The sequence below is a fragment of the Streptomyces sp. SAI-127 genome (genome assembly GCF_029894425.1).
Classification (GTDB): Bacteria; Actinomycetota; Actinomycetes; order Streptomycetales; family Streptomycetaceae; genus Streptomyces.
This window is the reverse complement of sequence record NZ_JARXYJ010000001.1, coordinates 4,752,328-4,774,734: the sequence shown is the minus strand read 5'-3', so window position 1 is coordinate 4,774,734 and position 22,407 is coordinate 4,752,328. Positions and strand designations below refer to the sequence as shown.

Here is a 22,407-nt window from a genome sequence, read left to right as displayed (position 1 = left end):
AGCGGCCTGCGTCGGACGGCTGGCGGGAAACCGCCGTGGAGAGGGCGGAAATCCGCCAGAAGTGGGCGGCGTGATGGGGCGCGGATCGCAGTCGGGGCTGCGGTTCGGACTGCTCGGGCCGCCGATTCTGTACGACGGCCAGGGCGGGGCCGGGGTGCGTGTCGTCGGCAGCCGCAAGCAGCGGATCCTGCTGGCCGCGCTGCTCCTCGAAGCCGGCCGGGTCGTCTCCGCCGAGACCCTCAAGGACGCCCTGTGGGGCGGCACCCCGCCTGCCTCGGCGAAGGCCTCCCTGCACAATCACGTCTCCCGGTTGCGGCGGCTGCTCGACGACCCCGAGCGACTGCAGGCGATGGCCCCCGGATATCTGCTGCGCGTCGCGCCGGGGGAGCTCGACGTCCAGGTCTTCGAGAGCCACGCCGCCCGGGCCCGCGGCGCGCACGCCGAGGGGAACTGGACCGAGACCGTCCAGGCGTGCGCGGCGGCGCTCGCGCTGTGGCGGGGCGCGCCGCTCAGCGGGGTCCCGTCCGAACTCGCCGGATACGCCCTGGTCCAGCGCCTGGAGGAGGCCCGACTGCTCCTCCTGGAGTGGCACTACGACGCCGAGCTCGCCCTCGCCGACACCCGGCCGGGCGCCCTCGTCCCAGAACTCTCCGCGCTCGCCGCCGAGCACCCCCTGCGCGAGTCCTACCACCGCCAGCTGATGCTCGCCCTCCACCGTACCGGCCGCCAGGCCGAGGCCCTCGCCGTCCACCGCGATCTGCGCACCCGCCTGGTCGAGGAACTCGGCGTGGAGCCGGGCCCGGCGGTCCGCGAGACACATGTGGAGGTGCTGCGCGGGGGAGACGGCGCAGGGAGGGCCGAGGCCGGGACTCGGGGGGCGGGTGCTGTTCGGGACGACGGGGCCGACCGGACCGGGGGCGAGGGCTCAGGAGGCCGTTCGGGAAGGGCCGTTGGCTTCGGCGAGCCCCGCGAGGAAAGCCGGTCGACCCCTCCCGGTGCGCTGCACCCAGGCGCTACGCGCGAAGACGCCCCGCCCGCCCACCATTCGTCGCGCCCCGCCGCCGATCCGCCGACCCCCGCCCACACCCCCGAGGCCGCCCCCGCCCCCGAGGCCGAGACCCCCCTCCCCCTGCCCCGCCCCGCCCAACTACCCCCACCCCCCGGCCACTTCACCGGCCGCGCCACCGCCCGCGACGACCTGCGCGATGTCCTCACCCTCGGCGGCGGCCCGGCAGTCGGTGTCATCAGCGGCATGGCGGGCGTCGGCAAGAGCGCGCTCGCGCTGCACGTCGCCCATGGGCTGCGGGAACGTTTCCCTGACGGCCAGCTCTACGTCAATCTCCAGGGCGCCACCCCTGGAATGACCCCCCTCACCCCGGCCCAGGCCCTCACCGCCCTGCTCCGCGACCTCGGCGCCGACCCGCGCAGCATTCCCGAACACCCGGACGCGGCAGCCGCGTTGCTGCGCTCACTGCTCGCGCCCACCCGCACGCTCATGGTGCTGGACGACGCCGCGAGCGCCGCGCAGGTACGGCCGCTGCTGCCGGCCGGCGCCGGCTGCGCGGTGATCGTCACCAGCAGGTCCCCCCTGACCGCCCTCGACGACGCCCACCGCTTCCCGCTCACGCCGCTCTCGGCCGAGGAGAGCGCGGAGTTGCTGCGCGCGGTGTCGGGACGGGACGGCCGGGACGGTTCCGGCGCCGACGGCGGCTCCGCTGACCGCATCAGCCCCGTCACTCCCGTCACCCCCCTCCCTCCCGTCACCCCCGATGCCGATGGCGTCACCCCCGCCACCCCGATAGACGCCACCCACCCCCTCATAGAGCTCACCGGCCGCCTCCCCCTGGCCCTCCGCGTCGTAGCCGCGCGCCTGGCCGCCCGTCAGGCCCTCACCCCCGACGTGCTCGCCGACCAACTGGCCGCCACCGAGGACCGGTTGCGGCACCTGGAGTACGACGACCTCTCCGTCCGCCGCTCCCTGGCCGTCGCCCACGACGCCCTCGCCGCCTCCGGTCGCCGGTCCGACCGCGACGCCGCCCTCGCCCTGTGCCGCATCGGCGCCCTCGACCTGCCCACCTACGGCGTCCCCCTCGTCGCCCGCCTCCTCGGCACCGACGCCACCGACGAGACCCGTGCCGAGGACGCGCTCGACCGCCTCGTCGACGTGGCCCTCCTGGAGGAGACGGCGTACGGCCGCTACGCCCCGCACGGCCTGGTCCGCGACTTCGCGCGGGAACTCGCGGGCTCCGGGCACGCCCCCGACATCGCCCGCACCGCCCTGCGCTGGTACGCGGCCGTCGCCGAACGCGCCCTGACCGCGATCGTCGAGCCCGGCCTCGACCTGGAGGACCGCCGCCGCCCGACCGCCGCGCAGCCGCCGGAGCACGCGGCACATGTGCTGGCCATCCCGCCGTTCCCGTCCTCCGAGAAGGCCTTCGCCTGGGGCGAGTCGGAGCTGGAGAACATCGTCGTCCTGGCCGAACGGCACACGGACACCCCCGACGAGCGCACCGCCGCCCATGTCTCCACCCTGCTGCGTCTGCTCTCGCCCTTCCTCCAGCGCAGCGGCCGGGTGGCCGAGACGGAGGTACTCGGCCGGGCCGCGCTCACGGTGGCGCGGCGGCTCGGTGACGAGGCGGCCGAGGCGTGTGCCCTGGGCGACCTCGCCGGACTGCACTTCCTGACTGGACGGCACAGTGAGGCCCTGGCCCTCAACGACCACGCCCTCGTGATCTGGCGGCGGCTCGGCGCGGACTCCTGGACCCGCCGCTGCCTCAACAACCGGGGTCTCCTGCTCGAAGGCCTGGGCCGGTACGCCGAGTCGGGCGAGGCACTGCGGCAGAGCCTCGCCTACTCACGGCAGTTGAACGACCCCTTCGGCGAGGCAGTGGCCCACAGCAACCTGGGCAACCTGTACGAGCACACCGACCCGCGCGCCGCCGTCGAGCAGCACCGGCGTTCGCTCGCCATCGGCGAGGAGACCGGCAGCGTGGTCGTCCGGCACTCGGCACACTGCAACATCGGCTACGCCCACCTCACCCTCGGCGAACCGGCCGCGGCGATGGCGCACTTCGAGGAGAGCCTGCGCATCCTCGGCAGCCCCGGCGACTGGCACGGCGAGTCGCAGAGCCGCCTCGGCCTGGTCCGCGCCCTGCGCCTGATCGGCCACGGCGAACGCGCCGCCGCCGAGTGCGCGGAACTGCTGCGCCGAGCGGACGCCCGCGCCGACCGCTACACCGGCGCCCTCGCCCGCCACCAGCACGGCCTCCTGCTGCGTGAGCGGGGGAGAGCGGAGGAGGCCCACGAGCAGTGGCGGGCCGCTCTCGACGCGCTGGACGGGACGGACGAGAAGACGGTGCTCCAGGAGCTCATCGCGCTGCTCGACGACTCCGGTTTACGGTGATCACTTCGCGTCCGCATAGCACTCCACCACCGCCGTCGTGAACGGAAACCGCACCGGTGTCTCGCCGAACGTCAGCCGCCCGGCCAGGTCCGACGCCTCCCTGATCGCCGCGACGACCGCCTCGGTCTCCTCCTCGGGACAGTGCACGATCACCTCGTCGTGCTGGAAGAAGACCAGCTCGGCCGCCATCGGAGCACAGGCCTGCCGCAGCGCCGCGAGCAGCAGCAGGGCCCAGTCGGCGGCGCTGCCCTGCACCACGAAGTTCCGGGCGAAGCGGCCGCGGGCGCGGGTGTTGGTGGAGGCGTACCCGGGCCCCCAGCCGTCCTCCACGGGTCGCTCGACCGGGTCGTCCTGCGGGATGCCCGCCTCCTCCGCGTCGCCCGCGCCGGCCGCCGGCGGGCACGTCCGCCCCAGCCAGGTCCGCACCAGTCGGCCCTCCTCGCCCGCGCGGGCCGCGTCGTCGACGTACGCCACCGCCTTCGGGAAGCGGCGTCTGAGCGCGGCGAGGTTCTTGAGGCCGTCGCCGGAGGTCTGGCCGTAGACCGCGCCGAGCACGGCGAGCTTGGCCTGGCCGCGGTCGCCGGAGAAGGCCCGGTCGGAGACGGACTGGTAGAGGTCGGTCTCGCGTCCCGCCACCTCCATGAGCCCGGGGTCGCGGGAGATGGCCGCCAGCACCCGCGGCTCCATCTGGTCGGCGTCGGCGACGACGAGCCGCCAGCCGGGGTCGGCGACCACCGCACGCCGAATGACCTTGGGGATCTGCAGGGCACCGCCGCCATTGGTGACCCATCTGCCCGTGACGGTCCCGCCTGCCAGGAACTCGGGCCGGAACCGCCCGTCCCGTACCCAGTCCTGGAGCCAGGGACCAGCCGTGGGCGACCCAGATGCGGTACAGCTTCTTGTACTCGATCAGCGGCTTCACGGCCGGATGGTCGAGGGACTCGATCTCCCACCGCCGGGTCGACTTCACCTTGATGCCGGCCTGCGCGAACGCCTTGATGACGTCAGCGGGCAGATCGGGCCGCACCCGGCGCCCGAAGGCCTCGGACACCTGGTCGGCCAGCTCGGCGAGACGCCGGGGCTCGCCGCCGCCGGCATACCGCTCACCGAGCAGTTCGTGCAGCACCCGGCGGTGGGTCTCGGCGCTCCACGGCAGCCCGGCGCGGTTCATCTCGGCGGCCACCAGCATCCCCGCCGACTCGGCGGCGGTCAGCAGGTGCATCCGGTCGGGGTGGTCGGTGGTGTCGTGCCGTCGCTGCTGGTCGGCGTAGACCTCGACGAGGTCGGTCAGCGGCAGATGGACGCTCTGCGGCTCGAACAGGGGCGACTGGGAGCCCGGTTCGGCCGCGCGCTGGGGCGGGTCGGGCGGTACGGGGCCGCCGCGCAGCCGGGCCAGGGCGGCCGCGGCCGAGCGGGGCTCGCCGTATCGCCCCGCGTGGCCGAGCAGGAGGGTCTCGGCGTCCTCGATGTCGTAGCACCGCTCCACCCGCACCCCGGCGGCGAGCAGCCGCGGATAGACCTCGGCGGTGGACCGCCACACCCACCGGGCCACCTCCGGCCGCCCCCGCACGGCCGCAGCCGGATCCGCCTCCCACCGCACCGGCCCGGCAGGCAGCCCGTCGGGACCGAGGGCGGCGACCTCCACACCACCGTCCTCGGCCGCAGCGAGAGCCCAGCGGTCGGTCATGGTTGCGAGTGTGACACCGGGGTCTGACAACCGACCTCACCGGCCGCACAGGACCGGTGACGGACCGGGTCTCCTCAGCCCTGCTCCCCCGGCAGCTTCACATACGCGTCCAGCTCCTTGGCGATGACAGCCTCCACCGGCCCCTTCTCGATGCCGAGGCCGGACAGGACCCCCGTGCCGTGTTCGAACTCCAGCAGGGCCAGCAGGATGTGTTCGGTGCCGATGTAGTTGTGGCCCAGCCGCAGAGCCTCGCGGAAGGTGAGTTCCAGGACCTTCTTGGCGTCGGAGCCGTAGGGGATGAGCTCGGGGACCTCGTCGGCGGCCGGCGGGAGCGCCTCGGTCGCGGCCTGGCGGACGGCGTCGAGGGTGACGCCCTGCGCGACGAGCGCCTTCGCGGCGAGGCCCTCCGGATCGGCCAGTAGTCCGAGGACGAGGTGCTCGGGACGGCCCTCGGGGTTGCGGGCGGTGATGGCCGCGTTGTGGGCCGACATCACCACGTTGCGGGCCCGCAGGGTGTACCGGCTGAAGCCCTGGTCGGCCGCCAGGTCCGTCGACTCCTTCGGCACGAACCGCTTCTGCGCCGCCTGCCGGGTGACTCCCATGCTCCGTCCGATGTCCGTCCAGGAGGCACCCGAACGCCGGGCCTGGTCCACGAAGTGGCCGATCAGATGGTCGAGCCACCTCTCCGAGGTGATCGGCGGCGATCACCGCGTCCTGGAGCTGGTCGAGGGGCTCGACATGGACCTTCTTGATGGCCGTGATGAGGTCGTCGAGCCGTACGGATGACGTGATGTTGGGGTTGGTCGTCATGCGTCAACCGTAGGTTGACACATGCGGGGCGTCAACCCTCGGTTGACGTCGGGAGGCGTCCACGCGCGTGTGCCGCTGCCGCTACTTCGGTGAGGACACCACCAACCGCACCGCCAGCCCCGTGAACACCGACCCGCTGAAGATGTTGAGCCCTCGCGCCACCCGCCGACTACGCCGCAGCAGCGCCGAGAGCTTCCCGGAGAGCAGCCCGGTCAGGCCGTCCACCACGACGCCCATCACGGTGATCGTGAGCCCGAGCACCAGGAACTGCCCCCACACGTGGCCCATCTCCGGCGCCACGAACTGGGGCAGGAACGCCACGTTGAACAGGATCACCTTGGGGTTGAGCAGATTGGTGACGGCCCCCTGCCAGAAGGCCCGCCGCATCCCGGGACCGGCCGGCGCCCCGTCCTCACCCGGCACCGAACGGTCCCGGAACGCCTTCACCGCGAGGTACAGCAGATAGGCCGCGCCCGCCCAGCGCAGCACGTGGTACAGCGTCGGCAGGGCCTGGAACAGTGCCGAAAGACCGAGCGCCGCCGCGACCGTGTGCACGAACATCGCCGAGGCCACCCCGAGCGCCGCCATCACCCCCGCGGCGGGCCCGCCCCGTCCGCCCATCGCCACGATGAACATCATGTCGGGACCGGGAGTGACACAGAGCGCGAAGGCGGCGACGAGAAAGGCCGCGTAGAGAGACATGTCCACCATGCCGCCATGCTTGAAGCAGCACGCGCGCGTGGGCGACCGATTTTCGGGGAGTGAGACGATCGCCCCGTGAGCAGCAGTAAAAGCAACAGCGCGAGCGACAGCCCGAGCGGCACCGTCGATCGCGCCTTCCGGGCCGCCCTCTACGCCGACGACGACACCGCCCTGGACACCGGCGCCTCCCTCCTCGCCGCCGACCCCGAGGCGGACACCGAACTGGTGCGGCGCGGCACCGAGTTCGTGGCGCAGGCCTGGCGGCGCGGCTGGCAGCCCGCCGATGTCGTACGGATGGTGCGACGCGAACTGGACGACCCGCACGTGCGCCTCGCCACGTCCCTGATCAGGGCGCAGGCCCCGGACGACCGCCCGCGCGGCCATCGCTGGGCCGCTCAGCTGGCCCAGCTGGAGGATCCCGGCGAGAACACCCCCCGCTCCGACCGCTTCACGCACGCCGCCGCCGTACTCGAGCTGTACCGCCTGCTGCTGCGCCTGCCCGCGCTGGAACCGCTGGAGGAGCCCCGGCGCGAGCACCAGGGCGACACCCGCATGCTCGGCCGTATCCGTGCCCTGCTGGCCAAGGCGGAGGCGACCGGCTTCCCCGAGGAGGCGGAGGCCCTTACCGCCAAGGCGCAGGAGCTGATGGCCCGGCACAGCGTCGACGAGGCGCTGCTCGATGCCCAGGCGCCCGCGAATCACGCCCCCGGCGCCTGCCGGATCGGGGTCGAGCCGCCGTACGAGCAGGCAAAGGCGGTGCTGCTCGACGCGGTCGCCACCGCCAACCACTGCCGGGCCGTGTGGAACGAACCGTTCGCCTTCTCCACGGTCGTCGGCTTCGAGGGCGACCTGGCGGCGGTCGAACTCCTGTACACCTCGCTGCTGGTGCAGGCGCAGTCCGCGATGGCGAAGGCCGAGGCGGCCCAGCGGGCGGGCGGCCGGGGGCGTACCAAGACCTTCCGGCAGTCCTTCCTCGCGGCCTACGCGCACCGCGTCGGCGACCGCCTGCGCACCGCCGCAGAGGCCCCGGTGACCGACGACCTGCTGCCGGTCCTCGCCTCCCGCGAGGTCGCCGTCACCGACCGCATGGACCGGATGTTCCCGCAGACCACCACGACCCGCCTGCGCGGTGTCAGCGACGAGGCGGGCTGGACCGAGGGCGCCCGGGCGGCCGACCGGGCGCAGGTCGGAAACCGGCCCCGGCTCAGTCCCCGGCCTGGGAGAAGGCGCTGACCGAGGCGTTCGGGTCACCGGCGTTGTCGCTCCGGCCCTGGACCGGGCCGTACGACCACTTGTAGCTCTTCGCGGTCCCGGCTCCCGGCAGGGCGATGTTCAGCGTCTTCACGTCGAGGCTCGCCTTGGCGCCGGCCTCGCCGCGCGTGTACGTGAGGGTGAAGGTGGCGGCCGTGCCCTTGGCCAGGGTGAGCTTCGTGGACTTCGCGCCTTGCGCGGGCGAGACGCTCGCCGACGAGTCCGTGGCGTTCAGGTCGATGCCGGGGAAGCCGTCCAGCATGCACTCGGCGCTCTGGTTGGTGAGCGTGACGGGGATGTTGCCGGTGTCCCCGGCGGTGGGGGCCACGTTGGCGGGTCCGACCTCCACGTCCATGGCACCGATGCGGCACGTGGTGCCGTTGCTCGGGCTCCCGGCGGCGCTGTCACCACCACCGGAACCGGAGCTGTCACTGGAGCAGCCGGTCAGGAGCAGGGCCGCGGCGAGGGCGGTGACGGCGAGGGGGGCGGCGCGCATGTGAAGTCCTCTGATGTGAGCGATCCGGTGCATGGATCATCACGCATGCCGGGACGCCACGGTTGCCCGCCCCCACCGAGGTCTTGCGCTACGACCCCGAGCCCACCGTCGGGAACCCGCTCGGCAGGTTGGCGCCCTCGGCCCGGGTGTAGGTCTCGGCGCCGATGCCGCCCTCCCAGTTCACCCTGAGGGTGTTCTTGCCGACCGACTCGACCGTCCCGTCCGCCCGGTCCTTGCTGCCGTCCGTGCACTTCAGCCGGATCGTGTCGGCACTCGCGGAGCCGCTGCACACGGTGCCGCCGGTGACGAAGAGCCCGGCCTGGTCGCCGTTGACCAGCAGTGCCACGGCCTTGCCGCCCGTGGTCGCCAGCCAGCTGCCCGCCACCTTGCCGGACGCGGACGAGGAGGACGTACCGCCGGTCCCCCCGGAAGCGGAGGCCGAGGCGGACGCCGACGAGCCGGTCGTACCGGAGCTCGGCGACGGCTCGTCGTCCGAGCCCCCGCCGCTGCACGCGGTCAGGACGAGCGCGCCCACCAGTCCCGCGGCCGCGAGCCCGGCCCGCCGACGCGGCACAGTGCGCGAGAGGATCGCCGTAGTCACTGGAGGCTCCAAGCTGTAGCGGTCGGCCGGGCGGACCGCAGCAAGCTACCAGCACCACCCGTGAGAGCTACCAGGACGACTTGCGAACACCTGGCAGATATCCCGCGTGCGCCTGCTCCCGCAGTCCCACCCGGGACAGCCCGAAGGCCCGGAAGTAGCCGCGCGGCCGCCCGTCGACCTGGTCGCGGTTGCGCACGCGTGTGGCGCTCGCGTCCCGCGGCTGCCGTCGCAACTCCTCCTGTGCGGCCAGCCGTTCGGCGTCCGTGGAGGAGGGCCGGCGGACGATCTCCTTCAGCTCGGCCCGCCGCTCGGCGTACCGCGCGACGATCTCCTGGCGCTTCTCGTTCTTCGCGATCTTGCTCTTCTTCGCCATACCGGTTCTCCCCTCAGATCCGCACACCGCGCGCGCGGATCCGCGCCACGGCCGCCTCGACGCCGATCGTGTCGACGGTCTTGATGCCCTTCGTGCTCAGCCGCAGCCGCACATGCCGCCCCTCGCTGGGCAGCCAGTAGCGCCTGGACTGGATGTTGGGGTCGAAGCGGCGCGAAGTGCGCCGGTGGGAGCGGGAGATGCGGTTGCCGAAGCCCGGCTGGGCCCCGGTCAGCATGCAGTGGGCGGACACGGGTGATGCACCTCTCTCGGAGCGGATGTGTAAATGGAATTCATTTTCAGTAAGATACCAGCATGGCACGCAACGAACTCCGCCCGGTCATCAAGCTCCGGTCCACCGCCGGGACCGGTTTCACCTATGTGACCCGCAAGAACCGCCGCAACGACCCGGACCGCATGACCCTGCGGAAGTACGACCCGGTCGCCCGCCGTCACGTCGACTTCCGAGAGGAGCGCTGATCCTCGTGCGCCAGGGAATCCACCCCGCCTACGGCCCCGTCGTCTTCCGCGACCGTGCCGCGAACCACGCCTTCCTGACCCGCTCGACGATGACGAGCGAGAAGACGGTCGAGTGGGAGGACGGCAACACCTACCCGGTCGTCGACGTCGAGATCTCGAACGTCAGCCACCCCTTCTACACCGGCACGGCCCGCGTCCTGGACACCGCCGGCCGCGTGGAGCGCTTCGAGCGCCGGTACGGAAAGAAGGGCTGATGCTCTCCGTCGTGATCGTCGGCGGGCTGCACGCCGACGCCCGCAAGGCGGCCGTCGGGCAGCTGCTCGCCGACGTGCCGGGCAGTGTCGCCCTCCACCACGACCTGGCGACGGCCGCGGCCGGCACCGTCGTACGGACGATCCGCGACGCCACCGGCATCCAGTCCGCCGGCGAGACACCCCTGGTCAACGACTGCGCGTGCTGCGCGCTCCGGGAGGACCTGGTCCCGGAACTGCGCCGCCTGGACGCGGCCGGCACGCTCCGCCTCGCGGTCGTCGAGCTGTGGGACTCCGTCGAGCCCAAGGCGATGGCAGAGGTGGTCGCGGCCGGCGGCCTGACGGTCACCGGCGTGATCACCGCAGTCGACCCGGCACTCGTCCTGCCCTGCCTCGGCAACGGCGACGACCTCGCCGAGCGCGGCCTGGCCGCCGCGGCCACCGACCAGCGCACGGTCGCCGACACCTTCGCCCGCCAGCTGGAGTACGCCCCCGTCCTCGCCGTCCTCGACTCCCCGGAGGCCGACGAGGAGGACCGCGAGCTGCTCGTCCAGCTCCATCCGACGGCCCGCCAGGTCCCGATCGGGAGCGGCCGGCCGACGGACCCGGCGGGCACCGCATATCCGGTACGGAACTCCGCGCACTCTCCGCTGGCCCGGGCCGCCCTCGCCGGATTCGACGTGGAGTCCGCCGCGGCGGCCCAGCATCCCGCCTGTGCCCTGCTGCCCGCCGAGGCCGACGCGCACGGTGTGTCCACGCTCGTCTGGCACCGCCGCCGGCCCTTCCACCCGGAGCGGCTGTACGAGGCCCTGGAGGACATCACCTGCGCTGCGGCCCGCAGCCGGGGCCGGTTCTGGCTCGCCGACAAGCCGGACGTGCTGCTGCACTGGGACGCGGCCGGCGGTGCCCTGTGCGTGGAGAGCGTGGGCCCCTGGCTCGCCTCGCTGCCGGACGCGGCCTGGGAGATGGTCCCGCCGGTGCGCCGGGCGGCCGCCGCCATGGACTGGCACCCCGAGCACGGCGACTGCTGCCAGCACCTCGTCTTCACCTCGCCAGGTCTCGACCGCGACGGACTCGAACGGCTCCTGGAGTCCTGCCTGCTGACCGACGCCGAGTACTCCGCGGGGCGCGACGCCTGGAAACGACTCCCGCCCGCCTTCGACACCCTCCTGGAGGTCTGATGCCTCGCAAGCCCGAACGCAAGCCCGTCAAGAACCGGCCCAACCCGCTGGACGCGGCCCAGGTCACCTACATCGACTACAAGGACACCGACCTGCTGCGGAAGTTCATCTCCGACCGGGGCAAGATCCGCAGCCGCCGTGTCACCCGTGTGTCGGCCCAGCAGCAGCGACTGCTCGCCCGTGCCATCAAGAACGCCCGCGAGATGGCACTGCTGCCCTACTCCAGCAGGTGAAGACCTATAGGTAGGAGTTTCCCTACGCTTGACTCGTAGGGAAACTCCTACCTATTCTCCTCTGCATGACCATCACCCACGCCTCCTTCGTCACCCTCCCCGTCTCCGACCAGGACCGCGCCCTGCGCTTCTACACCGACGTCCTCGGTCTGACCGTCACCGCCGACCGGGACCTGCCGCAGGGGCGCTGGCTCCAGGTCGCCCCCGAGGGCGCGCAGACCGTCTTCACGCTCTCCGGTCCGGGCATGGGCGGCTTCGAGCCCGGCTCGGCCCGGGGGATCATGTTGGTCACGACCGACGTCGACGCGGACTGTGAGCGGCTCACGGAGGCCGGGACCCCCGTGCAGGGACCCGACGAGCTCCCGTGGGGCCGCATGGCCTCCTTCACGGACCCCGACGGCAATGGTCTGATGCTGCTGACGGAGGCACACCAGTAGGAAGGCCGGCATGACCGCATCCGGGGCCGTCGAGGCCGGGACCACCGAGGCCGACGCGGACCGCGTCTTCGCCGCGCTCGCGAGCGCCGTGCGCCGCGAGGTGCTGCGGCTGCTGCGCGACGGCGGGCCGCAGCCCGTCCAGGCCCTGGCCGACCACTTCGACATGCGGCGCCCGAGCCTGTCCGAGCATCTGAGGGTGCTGCGGGAGGCGGGCCTCGTCTCCGAGCAGCGCTCCGGGCGGCAGCGCATCTACCGCCTGGAGGCGGCCCCGCTCGCCGAGGTGCAGGACTGGCTCCATCCGTACGAGCGGTTCTGGCGCGGTCGGCTCAAGGACCTGGGCGCGCTGCTGGACCGTATGCCCGACGATGACGTGACATGAGCAACGCACCCGACGAGGACCTCACGGTCATCCGCGTCGACCAGTTCTTCCCGCACCCGCCCGCCAAGGTCTGGCGCGCCCTCACCGAGCCCGGACTGCTCGTGCAGTGGCAGATGCAGGGGGCGGAGGCGTTCCGGCTCGAGGTCGGACACCGGTACACCATGACCTCCGTCCCGCGGCCCAACTCGAACTTCTCCGGAACCGTCGACGTGGAGGTCCTCGCGTTCGAGCCGCAGCGGATGCTGAGCCTCCGGTGGACCGACGTCGATCCGGCCAACTCCGCGGACTGGACCGTCACATGGAAGGTGGAACAGGAAGGGCGCGGAACGCGTCTCTTTCTAGTGCACGAGGGTTTCGATCCCGACGATCCCGCTCAGCTGATGGCCCGGACGATCATGGACGGGGGCTGGCGGACGCATGTGATGCGAGCTCTGGGGCACACGATGGAACGTATCTAGTGCCCCACACGTCACATCTGTAACCACAGGAACACCCCTCGTGCACGTGCATCTGCTCATGCATCTGCACGTGAACAGAGCTATGATCCGGACCAGTTGACCGCTGCATCACTGGCCACAAGGCCACCGCACCACCGGGGAGCGACCTGTGGACCTCGACGTGTACAACGGCATGACGGCCACGGCTCTGCGCGGGGTGGCCTGGCAGAAGAGCCGGCACAGCAACTCGCAGGGTTCCTGCGTGGAGTTCGCGCGCCTGCCCGACGGGGGGGTTGCGGTTCGCAACTCCCGCTTCCCGGACGGCCCGGCGCTCGTCTACACGCGCGCGGAGATCGAGGCGATGCTCCTCGGTATCAAGGACGGCGAGTTCGACCACCTGATAGCGGGCTGAGCCCCGGTCACCTGTGTGTGACCGGGGGTAACTGTGACAGTGCACCGTGTAACGCGCGTAGAACTGTGGCGTCGTAAAAGCCCGCGATGTATCACTCGGTGGAAGCCGCGGCCGGACCGGCGTGCGGCTGGAGCCGGAACAGCGCCCAGACCAGCTTGCCGCCCAGCGCCCCGGTCATCGGATGCCAGCCCCAGCTGTCGCTGAAGGAGTCGACGAGGAACAGCCCGCGCCCGGACTCCGCCGAGAAGTCGTCGGAATCACGCGCGACCGGACTGTCCTGGCTGGGGTCGCGCACCGCGCACACCAGCCGCTCGGTCCACCGCATCAAGTGCAGCCGTACGGGCGGATTCTGGTCCCCGGAGTGCACGCCGTTCACCGGCACCGCGTGCCGCAGCGCGTTGGTGACCAGTTCGGAGACCACCAGACAGATGTCGTCGAACTGGTCGCCCAGCTCCCACTGGTCGAGCGTTCTGCGGGTGAACCTCCGTGCGTCGCCCACCGCTTCGTAGCGGGCGGGCAGAGAACAGGAGGCGGCGTCGGACACGGCCGCAGGATCCAGCGGCGGAAGGCCCTGCCGTAACGGCTCGAGCATGGTCGATCCATTCATCCCCATGCGAGGCACTCCCGGGAACTCGCGGTCGTTGCGATGCAGCGGTTGCGCGGGACCATGGTTTCGGATGAGCGATGCAGATGCAAGGTGCAGATGCACGTGCAGCTGACCGAATTGGACCCACCCGTACCGCTTGTTGGTCATTTTTTCCGCCATCTTCTCCACGACTTCTTGCCTCTTCCTCCTCTCTACCTGTCTCGGGGCTGTGCAGAATCTTTGGCTTCTTTCCATATCTGTAATCGGACGAGTACTGCTCGGAGTGTTTTAGTGGCAGACTTCGGCCCCTGAAGACGTTGGGGAGGCTGGCGAACGTGAGCGCGGGAGAGCCCGGATCGGTGGTGCGGCGGATGCTGCTCGGCTCGCAACTCAGGCGACTGCGTGAAGCGCGGGGCATCACGCGCGAGGCGGCGGGCTACTCGATCCGCGCGTCCGAGTCGAAGATCAGCCGGATGGAGTTGGGCCGGGTGAGCTTCAAGACGCGCGACGTGGAGGACCTGCTGACGCTCTACGGCATCACGGACGAGCAGGAGCGCAACTCCCTCCTGTCTCTCGCCCGCGAGGCCAACGTCGCGGGGTGGTGGCACAGTTACTCCGACGTCCTGCCGAGCTGGTTCCCCACCTATGTGGGCCTGGAGGGCGCCGCGTCCCTCATCCGCGCCTACGAAGTCCAGTTCATCCACGGTCTGTTGCAGACCGAGGCGTATGCACGTGCAGTGGTGCGGCGCGGTATGAAGGGCGCGAGCGAGGCGGACGTCGAGAAGCGTGTGGCGCTGCGCCTGGAGCGGCAGAAGTACCTGGCCGACGACGGCGGTCCCGAGTTCCATGTGGTGCTCGACGAGGCGTCCCTGCGCCGGCCCTACGGCGACCGCCAGGTGATGCGCGGGCAGCTCCAGCACCTCATCGAGATCTCCGAACGCCCCAACATACGGCTGCAGGTCATGCCGTTCGGCTTCGGCGGCCACTCCGGCGAGAGCGGCGCCTTCACGATCCTCAGCTTCACGGAGTCCGATCTGACGGACGTCGTCTACCTGGAGCAGCTCACCAGCGCGCTCTACCTGGACAAGCGCGAGGACGTCACGCAGTACGAGAAGGCGCTCAAGGAACTCCAGCAGGACAGCCCGGGCCCGGACGAGAGCCGGGATCTGCTCCGCGGTCTCCTCCAGCTGTCCTGAACACGCAGGATCTCCGCCAACCCTCCTAGGGTTCTCCCCAGAAGATTGCTCAGCGTGCCCAACTGGCGTGCCGCGCAAGTACGATGACGTGTGATCAGACCGTGACGTTGATCGTGTGTCTGCTAGTGATTTGGGGATCACATGTCGTCGTACTTCACCGACCTGGCCCAGCAGTACATCGACGGTGAGTGGCGCCCGGGTACGGGTTCCTGGGACATCATCGACTTCAACCCGTACGACGACGAGAAGCTGGCGTCGATCACGATAGCCACGGTCGACGAGGTCGACGAGGCGTACCAGGCCGCCGCCCGCGCGCAGAAGAAGTGGGCCGAGACCAACCCCTACGCCCGCCGTGCGGTGTTCGAGAAGGCGCTCCGGCTGATCGAGGAGCGCGAGGGGGAGATCGCCGAGGCGATCATCGCGGAGCTCGGCGGCACCCGTCTGAAGGCCGGCTTCGAACTTCACCTCGCCAAGGAGTTCCTGCGCGAGGCGGTCAACCTCTCGCTGCGCCCCGAGGGCAGGATCATCCCCTCGCCGGTGGACGGCAAGGAGAACCGCGTCTACCGCGTCCCGGTCGGCGTCGTGGGCGTGATCAGCCCCTTCAACTTCCCCTTCCTGCTGTCGATCAAGTCGGTCGCCCCCGCCCTCGCGCTCGGCAACGCCGTCGTCCTCAAGCCGCACCAGAACACGCCGATCGTCGGCGGCTCCCTGGTCGCGAAGATCTTCGAGGACGCGGGACTGCCCGCCGGTCTGCTCAACGTCGTCATCACCGACATCGCCGAGATCGGCGACGCCTTCCTCGAGCACCCGATCCCGAAGGTCATCTCCTTCACCGGCTCCGACAAGGTCGGCCGCCACGTGGCCACCGTCTGCGCCTCCCACTTCAAGCGCTCGGTCCTCGAACTCGGCGGCAACAGCGCCCTGGTGGTCCTCGACGACGCCGACCTCGACTACGCGGTCGACGCCGCCGTCTTCAGCCGTTACGTCCACCAGGGCCAGGTCTGCATGGCCGCCAACCGTGTCCTGGTCGACCGTACGGTCGCAGAGGAGTTCACCGAGAAGTTCGTCGCCAAGGTGCGGACGCTGAAGGCCGGCGACCCGCGCGACCCCGAGACGATCATCGGTCCGGTCATCAACTCCTCGCAGGCGGACGCCATTTCGAGTGCCGTCGAGCAGGCGCTCGCCGACGGCGCGACGGCCCTGGTGCACGGCACAAGGACGGACAACCTGGTCGAGCCGTCCGTCCTGACGGACCTGCCCGCGAACTCGCCCCTCCTCAAGCAGGAGCTCTTCGGCCCGGTCGCCCTCCTCGTCACCTTCGACGGCGAGGAGGAGGCCGTCCGTCTGGTCAACGACACCCCGTACGGCCTCAGCGGCGCCGTCCACACCGCGAACATCGAGCGCGGTGTCGCCTTCGCCAAGCAGATCGACACCGGCATGTTCCACGTCAACGACGGCACCGTCCACGACGAGCCGATCGTCCCCTTCGGCGGCGAGAAGCGGTCCGGTATCGGCCGCCTGAACGGCGACACCATGCTGGACTCCTTCACCACCACCAAGTGGATCTCGGTCCAGCACGGCCGGAGCGGCTTCCCCTTCTGATTTCTCGCGTACGACCGCTGCCGCGCGGGCCCTTGAGGACCGGAACTGTCCGCAAGGGCCCGTAGCTTCGTGGGTGTCGGGGGGAAGGCCCCTCGAGCCCGACGAAAGGCGGCGGTCATGGTCACTCACGTTCCCGCGGAGGAGTACGGCGACGAGCGCGGAGCGCTGCTGTCCTTCCTGGAGGAGCAGCGCGGCGGGATCCGGCGGGCGGTGCTCGGGCTGACGCACGAGCAGGCCGTGAGCCGGCCGAGCGTGAGCGAGCTCTCCCTGGCCGGGCTGGTCAAGCATGTCGCAGAGACCGAGCAGGGCTGGATCGCCCGCGCCAGGGGCGAGGAGCCGGCCGTGCAGCGGGACCCGTCGAACTGGCACGAGTGTTTCGCCCTGGTCGACGACGAGACCGTCGAGTCGCAGCTGGCGTACTGGGAGAAGGTCGCCGCCGAGACGGAGGCGTTCGCCCGCTCGGTGCCGAGCCTCGACGACACCTTCCCGCTGCCGGACCAGCCCTGGTTCCCGCCGGAGGGCCGGGCCTCCGTGCGCTGGGTGCTGCTGCACCTGATCCGTGAGACGGCCCGTCATGCCGGGCACGCCGACATCATCCGCGAGTCCCTCGACGGGAAGACCGCGTTCGAGCTGGTTGCGCTCGCCGGAAAGTGACGTCCTAACCTGGACCGCATGTCAGCGATCCGTCTTCTCGTGCTCGGCGCGGTGCGCCAGCACGGGCGGGCCCACGGCTACCAGGTGCGCAACGACCTGGAGTACTGGGGCGCGCACGAGTGGTCCAACGCCAAGCCCGGCTCGATCTACCACGCCCTGAAGCAGATGGCGAAGCAGGGGCTGCTGATCGAGCACGAGACGGCGCCGTCCACCGCGGGCGGTCCGCCGCGCACGGAGTACGAGATCACCGAGGCCGGCACCGAGGAGTGCTTCAGGCTGGTGCGCGAGGCCCTGACCTCGTACGACCAGAAGATGGACGTCAAGTCGGCGGCCATCGGCTTCATCGTCGAACTGCCGCGCGCCGAGGCCGTGGCGCTGCTGAAGGAGCGGATCCGCGGGATCGAGGCGTGGCGTTCCTCCGTCACCGAGCACTACGTGCCCGAGGACGGCCCGGAACAGCTCGGCCACATCGGCGAGATCATGAACCTCTGGATCCACACGGCCGACGCCGAGGCCGAGTGGACCCAGGGGCTCATCGCCCGTATCGAGGACGGGGCGTACACCTTCGCGGGAGAGGGAGAGCCGTTCGTCGGCGTCCTCAGCGAGGGCGAGGAGAACCCGTACGCGACGGGGGAGCGGCACCCCGGGGACGCTCGCTAATCAAGTTTGACGAATGCGCTCCGCGGCGTTACTTTGAGAGGGTAGTCAAGTTTGACTACATGCTGATCCTGGAGGATGCCTCGATGACCGACGTGATCGTCGCGGAAGGCCTGCGGAAGCGATACGGCGACAAGGCCGCCCTGGACGGGCTCGACCTGAGGGTCGCGCGCGGCAGCGTCCATGGCGTGCTCGGCCCCAACGGCGCGGGAAAGACCACCCTGGTCCGCGTCCTGTCCACCCTGTTGCGCCCGGACGAGGGCCGCGCCGAGGTGGCGGGCCAGGACGTGGAGCGCGAGGCCTATGACGTACGGCTGCGTATCGGCCTGCTCGGCCAGCACGCGGCCCTGGACGAGGAGCTCGGCGGCCGCCAGAACCTGGAGATGTTCGGCCGCCTCTACCACCTGGGCGCCCGCCACGCGCGCGTGCGCGCCGACGAACTCCTGGAGCGCTTCGGCCTGGCCGACACCGGACGCAAGCCGGTCCGCGCCTACAGCGGCGGCATGCGGCGCCGCCTGGACCTCGCGGCCTCCCTGATCCGTGACCCGGAGGTGCTGTTCCTGGACGAACCCACGACCGGCCTGGACCCGCGCGGCCGCGCCGAGGTGTGGGCCGCGGTCCGCTCCCTGGTCGGCGGCGGTACGACGGTCCTGCTGACCACGCAGTACCTGGAGGAGGCCGACCAGCTCGCCGACCGCATCTCCCTCGTCGACCGGGGCCGGGTCGTCGCCGACGGCACGGCGGACGAGCTGAAGGCGCGGACCGGCGGCGACCGCATCGACGTGGTCCTGCGGGACGGGGGTCAACTGGGCGCCGCGGTCGCCCTGTTGCCGCTCGACGCGTCCGGGGTCTCGGTCGACCCCGACCGCCGGCTGCTCAGCGCCCCGGTCACCGACCGGATGGCGGCGCTCTCCGGCGTCGTACGGGCCCTGGAGGCGGCCGGAATCGAGGCGGAGGACGTGGTCCTGCGCCGCCCCACGCTGGACGAGGTGTTCCTGCACCTCACCGGAGACGACCACCGAGTGAAGGAGGCCGTGTGAGCACGTACGCGCTGACCGATTCCTGGACCATGACCCGGCGCGAACTCGCCCACTGGGCACGGCAGCCGGTGCGGGTCCTGGTCGGGCTGGTCTTCCCCGTGATGCTGCTGCTGATGTTCGGCTATCTCGTCGGCGGCGGCCGGGGCGTCGAGGGGGAGTACGTCGACTATCTGGTCCCGGGGATGCTCGCGCTGACCATGGCGTTCGGGCTGGAGGCGACCATGATCGCCGTCACCCAGGATCTCAACAAGGGAGTGATCGACCGCTTCCGGTCCATGCCGATGGCCAACGGGGCCGTCCTGGTGGGCCGTTCGGCCGCCGACATGCTCCAGTCCGTGCTGAGCCTGGCCGCGATGATCGGTGTCGGCCTCGCGATCGGCTGGCGGGTCCACGGAGGTGTCGGCGGACTCCTGGCCGCGGTGGGCCTGTTGCTGCTCTTCCGGTTCGCCATGCTCTGGATCGGCATCCATCTGGCGATGGTCGCCGGGAAGCCGGAGATGGTGCAGGCCGTGCAGATCCTGGTCTGGCCGGTCGGCTTCCTGTCCAACGCCTTCGCGACCCCGGAGTCCATGCCCGGCTGGCTGGGCACGGTCGTCGACTGGAACCCGATGTCCCAGACGGCGACGGCCGTGCGGGACCAGCTGGGCGGCCCCGGCGGCGAACCAGGTCACGTATGGGCCGCCGTCCTCTGGCCGCTGGCCCTTCTGGCGGTGTTCTTCCCGCTGGCCCTACGGCGGTTCGCGCGCCTGAGCCGCTAGAGCCGCAGTGGCACCGGCGTGCCGCCTCACGCGATCAACGTCGGCCGGCGGACCGGGGTTCCGTCCTCGTGCACCTGCATCTGCGGACGCCCGGTCACCAGCAGCCAGGCCGGCAGGGAGGCGATGCACAGCAGCGCGAGGATCGCGGGCGAAGCCACCAGCACGGCGGCGACGAACAGACTCACCGGCGTCCCGAACAGCGCGCCGATCGTCGCCGCCGCCGCCGGCGCCGGCCAGTGGGACAACGTCTTCGGGCCGCTGGCGGCGGCAGCTTCCGGGGCGGGCGGATCTTCCCGGCCGTGTTCGTCGGCGTCGCCTTCGGGCTGTGCGCCCACGCGCTCGTGGACGCCGTGCACCCGGCCCTCGGGGTGGGGGCCGGGGTGCTGGGCATACTGCTCGCCGTCACCCACCCACCCCGACGACGAGAGCAGGGAGGATCAGCGGCAGCAGGGCGCGGGCCGGGGTCGCCGGGGCGGCGGATGCCTGCTGCGCGGTGTCCTGGGCCACGGGCTCACGATAAGCGGACGAAACGGACGGGACATCCGGAGATGTTCCTGCCGGGCTTGCACCTCACGTGGCGTGAGGAGCCACCGTGGAGCGCGTACCGAGAAGGGAGCGGACGAAGTGAGCTACTCCGTGGGACAGGTCGCGGGCTTCGCCGGCGTGACGGTGCGCACGCTGCACCACTACGACGACATCGGCCTGCTCGTGCCCAGCGAGCGCAGTCACGCGGGTCACCGGCGCTACAGCGACGCCGACCTCGACCGGCTGCAGCAGATCCTGTTCTACCGCGAGCTCGGCTTCCCGCTCGACGAGGTCGCCACCCTGCTCGACGACCCGGCCACGGACCCGCGCGCGCATCTGCGCCGCCAGCACGAGCTGCTGACCGCCCGGATCGAGAAGCTGCAGAAGATGGCGGCGGCCGTGGAGCACGCCATGGAGGCACGCACGATGGGGATCAATCTCACACCGGAGGAGAAGTTCGAGGTGTTCGGGGACAAGGACCCGGAGCAGTACGCCGAGGAGGCGGAACAGCGCTGGGGCGGCACGGAGGCGTACGCCGAGTCGCAGCGCCGCGCGGCCCGCTACACCAAGGACGACTGGAAACGCATGCAGGCCGAGGTCGCCGACTGGGGCGAGCGCTACGACGCGCTGATGGCCGCCGGCGACGCGCCGACCTCCGCGGCGGCCATGGACATGGCCGAGGAACACCGGCGGCACATCTGCGCCTGGTTCTACGACTGCCCGTACGAGATGCACCAGGGCCTGGCCGAGATGTACGTGTCGGACGAGCGCTTCAAGGCGTTCTACGACTCCATGCGCCCCGGTCTCGCCGAGCACCTCAGGGACGCGATCGGGGCGAACGCCGCGCGGCACACCTCCTGATCACCTGACCCGGGGTCTACTCCCGGGTCAGGACCACCGCCGTGCCGTAGGCGCACACCTCCGTGCCGACGTCCGCCGCCTCCGTCACGTCGAAGCGGAACATCAGCACGGCGTTCGCCCCACGCGCGCGTGCCTGCTCGACGAGCCGCTCCATGGCCTGGTTACGGGTCTGCACGAGCGTCTTCGTGAGCCCCTTGAGCTCACCGCCGACCATCGACTTCAGCCCGGCACCGATCTGGCTGCCGAGGTGCCGGGAGCGCACGGTCAACCCGAAGACCTCGCCCAGTACTTCCTGGACCCGGTGGCCGGGCACGTCGTTCGTCGTCACCACGAGCACGTCTGGCTGGGGCCCCTGGCCACCGCCGTATTCGTCAATACCCATGGCTCACAGCTTTGTCCCAGACCGAGCACAGTGCATCCTGGGGAGCCGCATGGAACCTGGGCCACCACGGCTGCGTTGATACTTTTGGGCAGCCAGTCCCAGCCCGCACCCACACGCAGGAGCCACAATCCCGTGACCACGCTCGCGCTCGGCCCCGAGTGGCTCAGCCCCGACTATCTGATCGAGACCTTCAGCCTGCCAGGCATCCTGCTGATCGTCTTCGCCGAGTCGGGCCTCTTCGCGTTCCTGCCGGGCGACTCCCTGCTGTTCACGGCGGGTCTCTTCGTGGCCGAGGGGAACTTCATCAGCCAGCCCCTGTGGCTGGTCTGCACGCTCATCGTGCTGGCCGCCGTCCTCGGCGACCAGGTCGGCTACATGATCGGCAAGTTCTTCGGGCCGAGGCTCTTCAGCCGTCCCAACTCCAAGCTCTTCAAGCAGGAGAACCTGGAGAAGGCCCACGAGTTCATGGAGAAGTTCGGCCCCAAGGCCATCGTCCTGGCCCGCTTCGTCCCGATCGTGCGCACCTTCGCCCCGATCGTGGCCGGCGCCGGCCGGATGAAGTACCGCACCTTCCTGACGTACAACGTGATCGGCGGCGTGGCCTGGGGCACGGGCGTCACCCTCGCCGGCTACTGGCTCGGTCAGATCGACGCCATCAAGAAGAACGTCGAGGCGATCCTCGTCCTGATCGTCCTGGTCTCGGTGGTCCCGATCATCATCGAGTACCTCCGGGAGCGCGGAAAGAAGAAGCGGGCGGCGGCCCAGGCCCCGCCCCAGCAGCAGCCGTACCAGCCCATGGACGACGCGACCACCCAGCTCCGCCGCATCCCGTCGGACGACCAGCAGCAGCCCCCTCAGCAGCAGAACGGCTACGACCAGTACTACGGCCAGCAGCAGCAGCCGCAGCAGCAACAGCAGCCGTACGCCCAGCAGTACCCGCAGAACTACGGCAACCAGCAGTACGGCCGGCAAAACCAGCAGAACCAGCAGGACCCCTACAACCAGGGGTACTGAGC

26 protein-coding genes and 2 pseudogenes are annotated in these 22,407 nt (G+C 71.0%); 18 read left to right on the top strand and 10 right to left on the bottom strand.

Annotated elements, in window-relative coordinates; genetic code table 11:
- Positions 1 to 73: 73 nt before the first annotated feature.
- Positions 74 to 3,403, top strand: a complete 3,330-nt coding sequence (locus M2157_RS21765) for a BTAD domain-containing putative transcriptional regulator (protein ID WP_280865993.1) — start codon at positions 74 to 76, stop codon at positions 3,401 to 3,403.
- Here the strand turns inward: M2157_RS21765 and M2157_RS21760 are convergent.
- The 3 genes and pseudogenes from M2157_RS21760 to M2157_RS21750 all read right to left on the bottom strand — a co-directional run bounded on the left by M2157_RS21760 (position 3,404) and on the right by M2157_RS21750 (position 6,611).
- Positions 3,404 to 5,090 (bottom strand): annotated as a pseudogene (locus M2157_RS21760) (bifunctional 3'-5' exonuclease/DNA polymerase). It abuts the gene before it with no gap.
- A 74-nt stretch (positions 5,091 to 5,164) separates the two neighbouring features.
- Positions 5,165 to 5,900 (bottom strand): annotated as a pseudogene (locus tag M2157_RS21755) (Clp protease N-terminal domain-containing protein).
- 81 nt (positions 5,901 to 5,981) lie between these two features.
- Entirely contained in the window at positions 5,982 to 6,611 is a 630-nt protein-coding gene (locus tag M2157_RS21750) for a LysE family translocator (RefSeq protein ID WP_059209145.1), read from the bottom strand.
- 66 nt (positions 6,612 to 6,677) lie between these two features.
- Here M2157_RS21750 and M2157_RS21745 point away from each other — a divergent pair, with 66 nt between their 5' ends.
- Positions 6,678 to 7,835, top strand: a complete 1,158-nt coding sequence (locus M2157_RS21745; protein ID WP_280865992.1) for a DUF2786 domain-containing protein — start codon at positions 6,678 to 6,680, stop codon at positions 7,833 to 7,835.
- Here the strand turns inward: M2157_RS21745 and M2157_RS21740 are convergent.
- The 4 genes from M2157_RS21740 to rpmB form a co-directional block, all read right to left on the bottom strand.
- Positions 7,807 to 8,349 carry a DUF4232 domain-containing protein gene (locus M2157_RS21740; protein ID WP_280865991.1) on the bottom strand — a complete coding sequence of 181 codons (543 nt, stop codon included), beginning with the start codon at positions 8,347 to 8,349 and terminating at the stop codon, positions 7,807 to 7,809. The genes M2157_RS21745 and M2157_RS21740 overlap by 29 nt on opposite strands.
- A gap of 88 nt (positions 8,350 to 8,437) precedes the next feature.
- The gene (locus M2157_RS21735; RefSeq protein ID WP_280865990.1) at positions 8,438 to 8,950 is read right to left on the bottom strand and encodes a hypothetical protein; all 513 of its coding nucleotides are present in this window, start codon (positions 8,948 to 8,950) and stop codon (positions 8,438 to 8,440) included.
- A 67-nt stretch (positions 8,951 to 9,017) separates the two neighbouring features.
- The gene (rpsN, locus tag M2157_RS21730) at positions 9,018 to 9,323 is read right to left on the bottom strand and encodes a 30S ribosomal protein S14 (RefSeq protein WP_280863346.1); all 306 of its coding nucleotides are present in this window, start codon (positions 9,321 to 9,323) and stop codon (positions 9,018 to 9,020) included.
- Between the two features lie 13 nt (positions 9,324 to 9,336).
- Positions 9,337 to 9,573, bottom strand: a complete 237-nt coding sequence (gene rpmB, locus M2157_RS21725; RefSeq protein ID WP_280863345.1) for a 50S ribosomal protein L28 — start codon at positions 9,571 to 9,573, stop codon at positions 9,337 to 9,339.
- A 62-nt stretch (positions 9,574 to 9,635) separates the two neighbouring features.
- On the opposite strand from rpmB, the gene rpmG reads away from it, so the two are divergent.
- From rpmG to M2157_RS21685, 8 genes are all read left to right on the top strand, one after another.
- The gene (gene rpmG, locus M2157_RS21720) at positions 9,636 to 9,800 is read left to right on the top strand and encodes a 50S ribosomal protein L33 (RefSeq protein WP_046260352.1); all 165 of its coding nucleotides are present in this window, start codon (positions 9,636 to 9,638) and stop codon (positions 9,798 to 9,800) included.
- A 5-nt stretch (positions 9,801 to 9,805) separates the two neighbouring features.
- A complete protein-coding gene (locus M2157_RS21715) occupies positions 9,806 to 10,054 on the top strand; it encodes a type B 50S ribosomal protein L31 (RefSeq protein WP_266561247.1) in 249 nt (82 codons plus the stop codon).
- Positions 10,054 to 11,232 carry a GTP-binding protein gene (locus M2157_RS21710; protein ID WP_280863343.1) on the top strand — a complete coding sequence of 393 codons (1,179 nt, stop codon included), beginning with the start codon at positions 10,054 to 10,056 and terminating at the stop codon, positions 11,230 to 11,232. The genes M2157_RS21715 and M2157_RS21710 overlap by 1 nt, the downstream gene beginning before the upstream one ends.
- On the top strand, positions 11,232 to 11,465 hold the full coding sequence (rpsR, locus tag M2157_RS21705; RefSeq protein ID WP_280865989.1) for a 30S ribosomal protein S18: 234 nt from the start codon (positions 11,232 to 11,234) through the stop codon (positions 11,463 to 11,465). The genes M2157_RS21710 and rpsR overlap by 1 nt, the downstream gene beginning before the upstream one ends.
- Before the next feature lie 65 nt (positions 11,466 to 11,530).
- Positions 11,531 to 11,902 carry a VOC family protein gene (locus tag M2157_RS21700; protein ID WP_280863342.1) on the top strand — a complete coding sequence of 124 codons (372 nt, stop codon included), beginning with the start codon at positions 11,531 to 11,533 and terminating at the stop codon, positions 11,900 to 11,902.
- 10 nt (positions 11,903 to 11,912) lie between these two features.
- Positions 11,913 to 12,281 carry a metalloregulator ArsR/SmtB family transcription factor gene (locus tag M2157_RS21695; protein WP_057612402.1) on the top strand — a complete coding sequence of 123 codons (369 nt, stop codon included), beginning with the start codon at positions 11,913 to 11,915 and terminating at the stop codon, positions 12,279 to 12,281.
- Positions 12,278 to 12,739, top strand: a complete 462-nt coding sequence (locus M2157_RS21690; protein WP_280865988.1) for an SRPBCC domain-containing protein — start codon at positions 12,278 to 12,280, stop codon at positions 12,737 to 12,739. Before M2157_RS21695 ends, M2157_RS21690 begins: the two co-directional genes overlap by 4 nt.
- 148 nt (positions 12,740 to 12,887) lie before the next feature.
- The gene (locus tag M2157_RS21685) at positions 12,888 to 13,130 is read left to right on the top strand and encodes a DUF397 domain-containing protein (protein ID WP_176742548.1); all 243 of its coding nucleotides are present in this window, start codon (positions 12,888 to 12,890) and stop codon (positions 13,128 to 13,130) included.
- Between the two features lie 91 nt (positions 13,131 to 13,221).
- Here M2157_RS21685 and M2157_RS21680 read toward each other — a convergent pair whose 3' ends face one another.
- Positions 13,222 to 13,722, bottom strand: coding sequence for an ATP-binding protein (locus tag M2157_RS21680; protein ID WP_280863339.1), 501 nt, complete (start codon positions 13,720 to 13,722; stop codon positions 13,222 to 13,224).
- A gap of 365 nt (positions 13,723 to 14,087) precedes the next feature.
- Between M2157_RS21680 and M2157_RS21675 the strand changes: the two genes are divergently transcribed.
- The 6 genes from M2157_RS21675 (at position 14,088) to M2157_RS21650 (ending at position 19,623) form a co-directional block, all read left to right on the top strand.
- Positions 14,088 to 14,912 carry a helix-turn-helix transcriptional regulator gene (locus M2157_RS21675; RefSeq protein WP_266518607.1) on the top strand — a complete coding sequence of 275 codons (825 nt, stop codon included), beginning with the start codon at positions 14,088 to 14,090 and terminating at the stop codon, positions 14,910 to 14,912.
- 141 nt (positions 14,913 to 15,053) lie between these two features.
- Positions 15,054 to 16,514: an aldehyde dehydrogenase family protein gene (locus M2157_RS21670; protein ID WP_280865987.1), complete on the top strand. Its 1,461-nt coding sequence runs from the start codon at positions 15,054 to 15,056 to the stop codon at positions 16,512 to 16,514.
- 117 nt (positions 16,515 to 16,631) lie between these two features.
- The gene (locus M2157_RS21665; RefSeq protein WP_280863337.1) at positions 16,632 to 17,168 is read left to right on the top strand and encodes a DinB family protein; all 537 of its coding nucleotides are present in this window, start codon (positions 16,632 to 16,634) and stop codon (positions 17,166 to 17,168) included.
- 18 nt (positions 17,169 to 17,186) lie between these two features.
- On the top strand, positions 17,187 to 17,828 hold the full coding sequence (locus tag M2157_RS21660) for a PadR family transcriptional regulator (protein WP_280865986.1): 642 nt from the start codon (positions 17,187 to 17,189) through the stop codon (positions 17,826 to 17,828).
- Between the two features lie 83 nt (positions 17,829 to 17,911).
- On the top strand, positions 17,912 to 18,865 hold the full coding sequence (locus M2157_RS21655) for an ATP-binding cassette domain-containing protein (RefSeq protein WP_280868261.1): 954 nt from the start codon (positions 17,912 to 17,914) through the stop codon (positions 18,863 to 18,865).
- A complete protein-coding gene (locus tag M2157_RS21650) occupies positions 18,862 to 19,623 on the top strand; it encodes an ABC transporter permease (RefSeq protein WP_280863335.1) in 762 nt (253 codons plus the stop codon). Before M2157_RS21655 ends, M2157_RS21650 begins: the two co-directional genes overlap by 4 nt.
- A gap of 26 nt (positions 19,624 to 19,649) precedes the next feature.
- On the opposite strand, the gene M2157_RS49150 is transcribed toward M2157_RS21650, so the two are convergent.
- On the bottom strand, positions 19,650 to 20,033 hold the full coding sequence (locus M2157_RS49150) for a hypothetical protein (protein ID WP_348541840.1): 384 nt from the start codon (positions 20,031 to 20,033) through the stop codon (positions 19,650 to 19,652).
- A 214-nt stretch (positions 20,034 to 20,247) separates the two neighbouring features.
- Between M2157_RS49150 and M2157_RS21640 the strand changes: the two genes are divergently transcribed.
- A complete protein-coding gene (locus M2157_RS21640; protein WP_280863334.1) occupies positions 20,248 to 21,009 on the top strand; it encodes a MerR family transcriptional regulator in 762 nt (253 codons plus the stop codon).
- A gap of 16 nt (positions 21,010 to 21,025) precedes the next feature.
- Here M2157_RS21640 and M2157_RS21635 read toward each other — a convergent pair whose 3' ends face one another.
- On the bottom strand, positions 21,026 to 21,391 hold the full coding sequence (locus tag M2157_RS21635; RefSeq protein WP_266561228.1) for a YbjQ family protein: 366 nt from the start codon (positions 21,389 to 21,391) through the stop codon (positions 21,026 to 21,028).
- A 132-nt stretch (positions 21,392 to 21,523) separates the two neighbouring features.
- On the opposite strand from M2157_RS21635, the gene M2157_RS21630 reads away from it, so the two are divergent.
- Positions 21,524 to 22,405: a VTT domain-containing protein gene (locus tag M2157_RS21630; RefSeq protein ID WP_280865985.1), complete on the top strand. Its 882-nt coding sequence runs from the start codon at positions 21,524 to 21,526 to the stop codon at positions 22,403 to 22,405.
- The last annotated feature ends 2 nt before the right edge of the window (positions 22,406 to 22,407 follow it).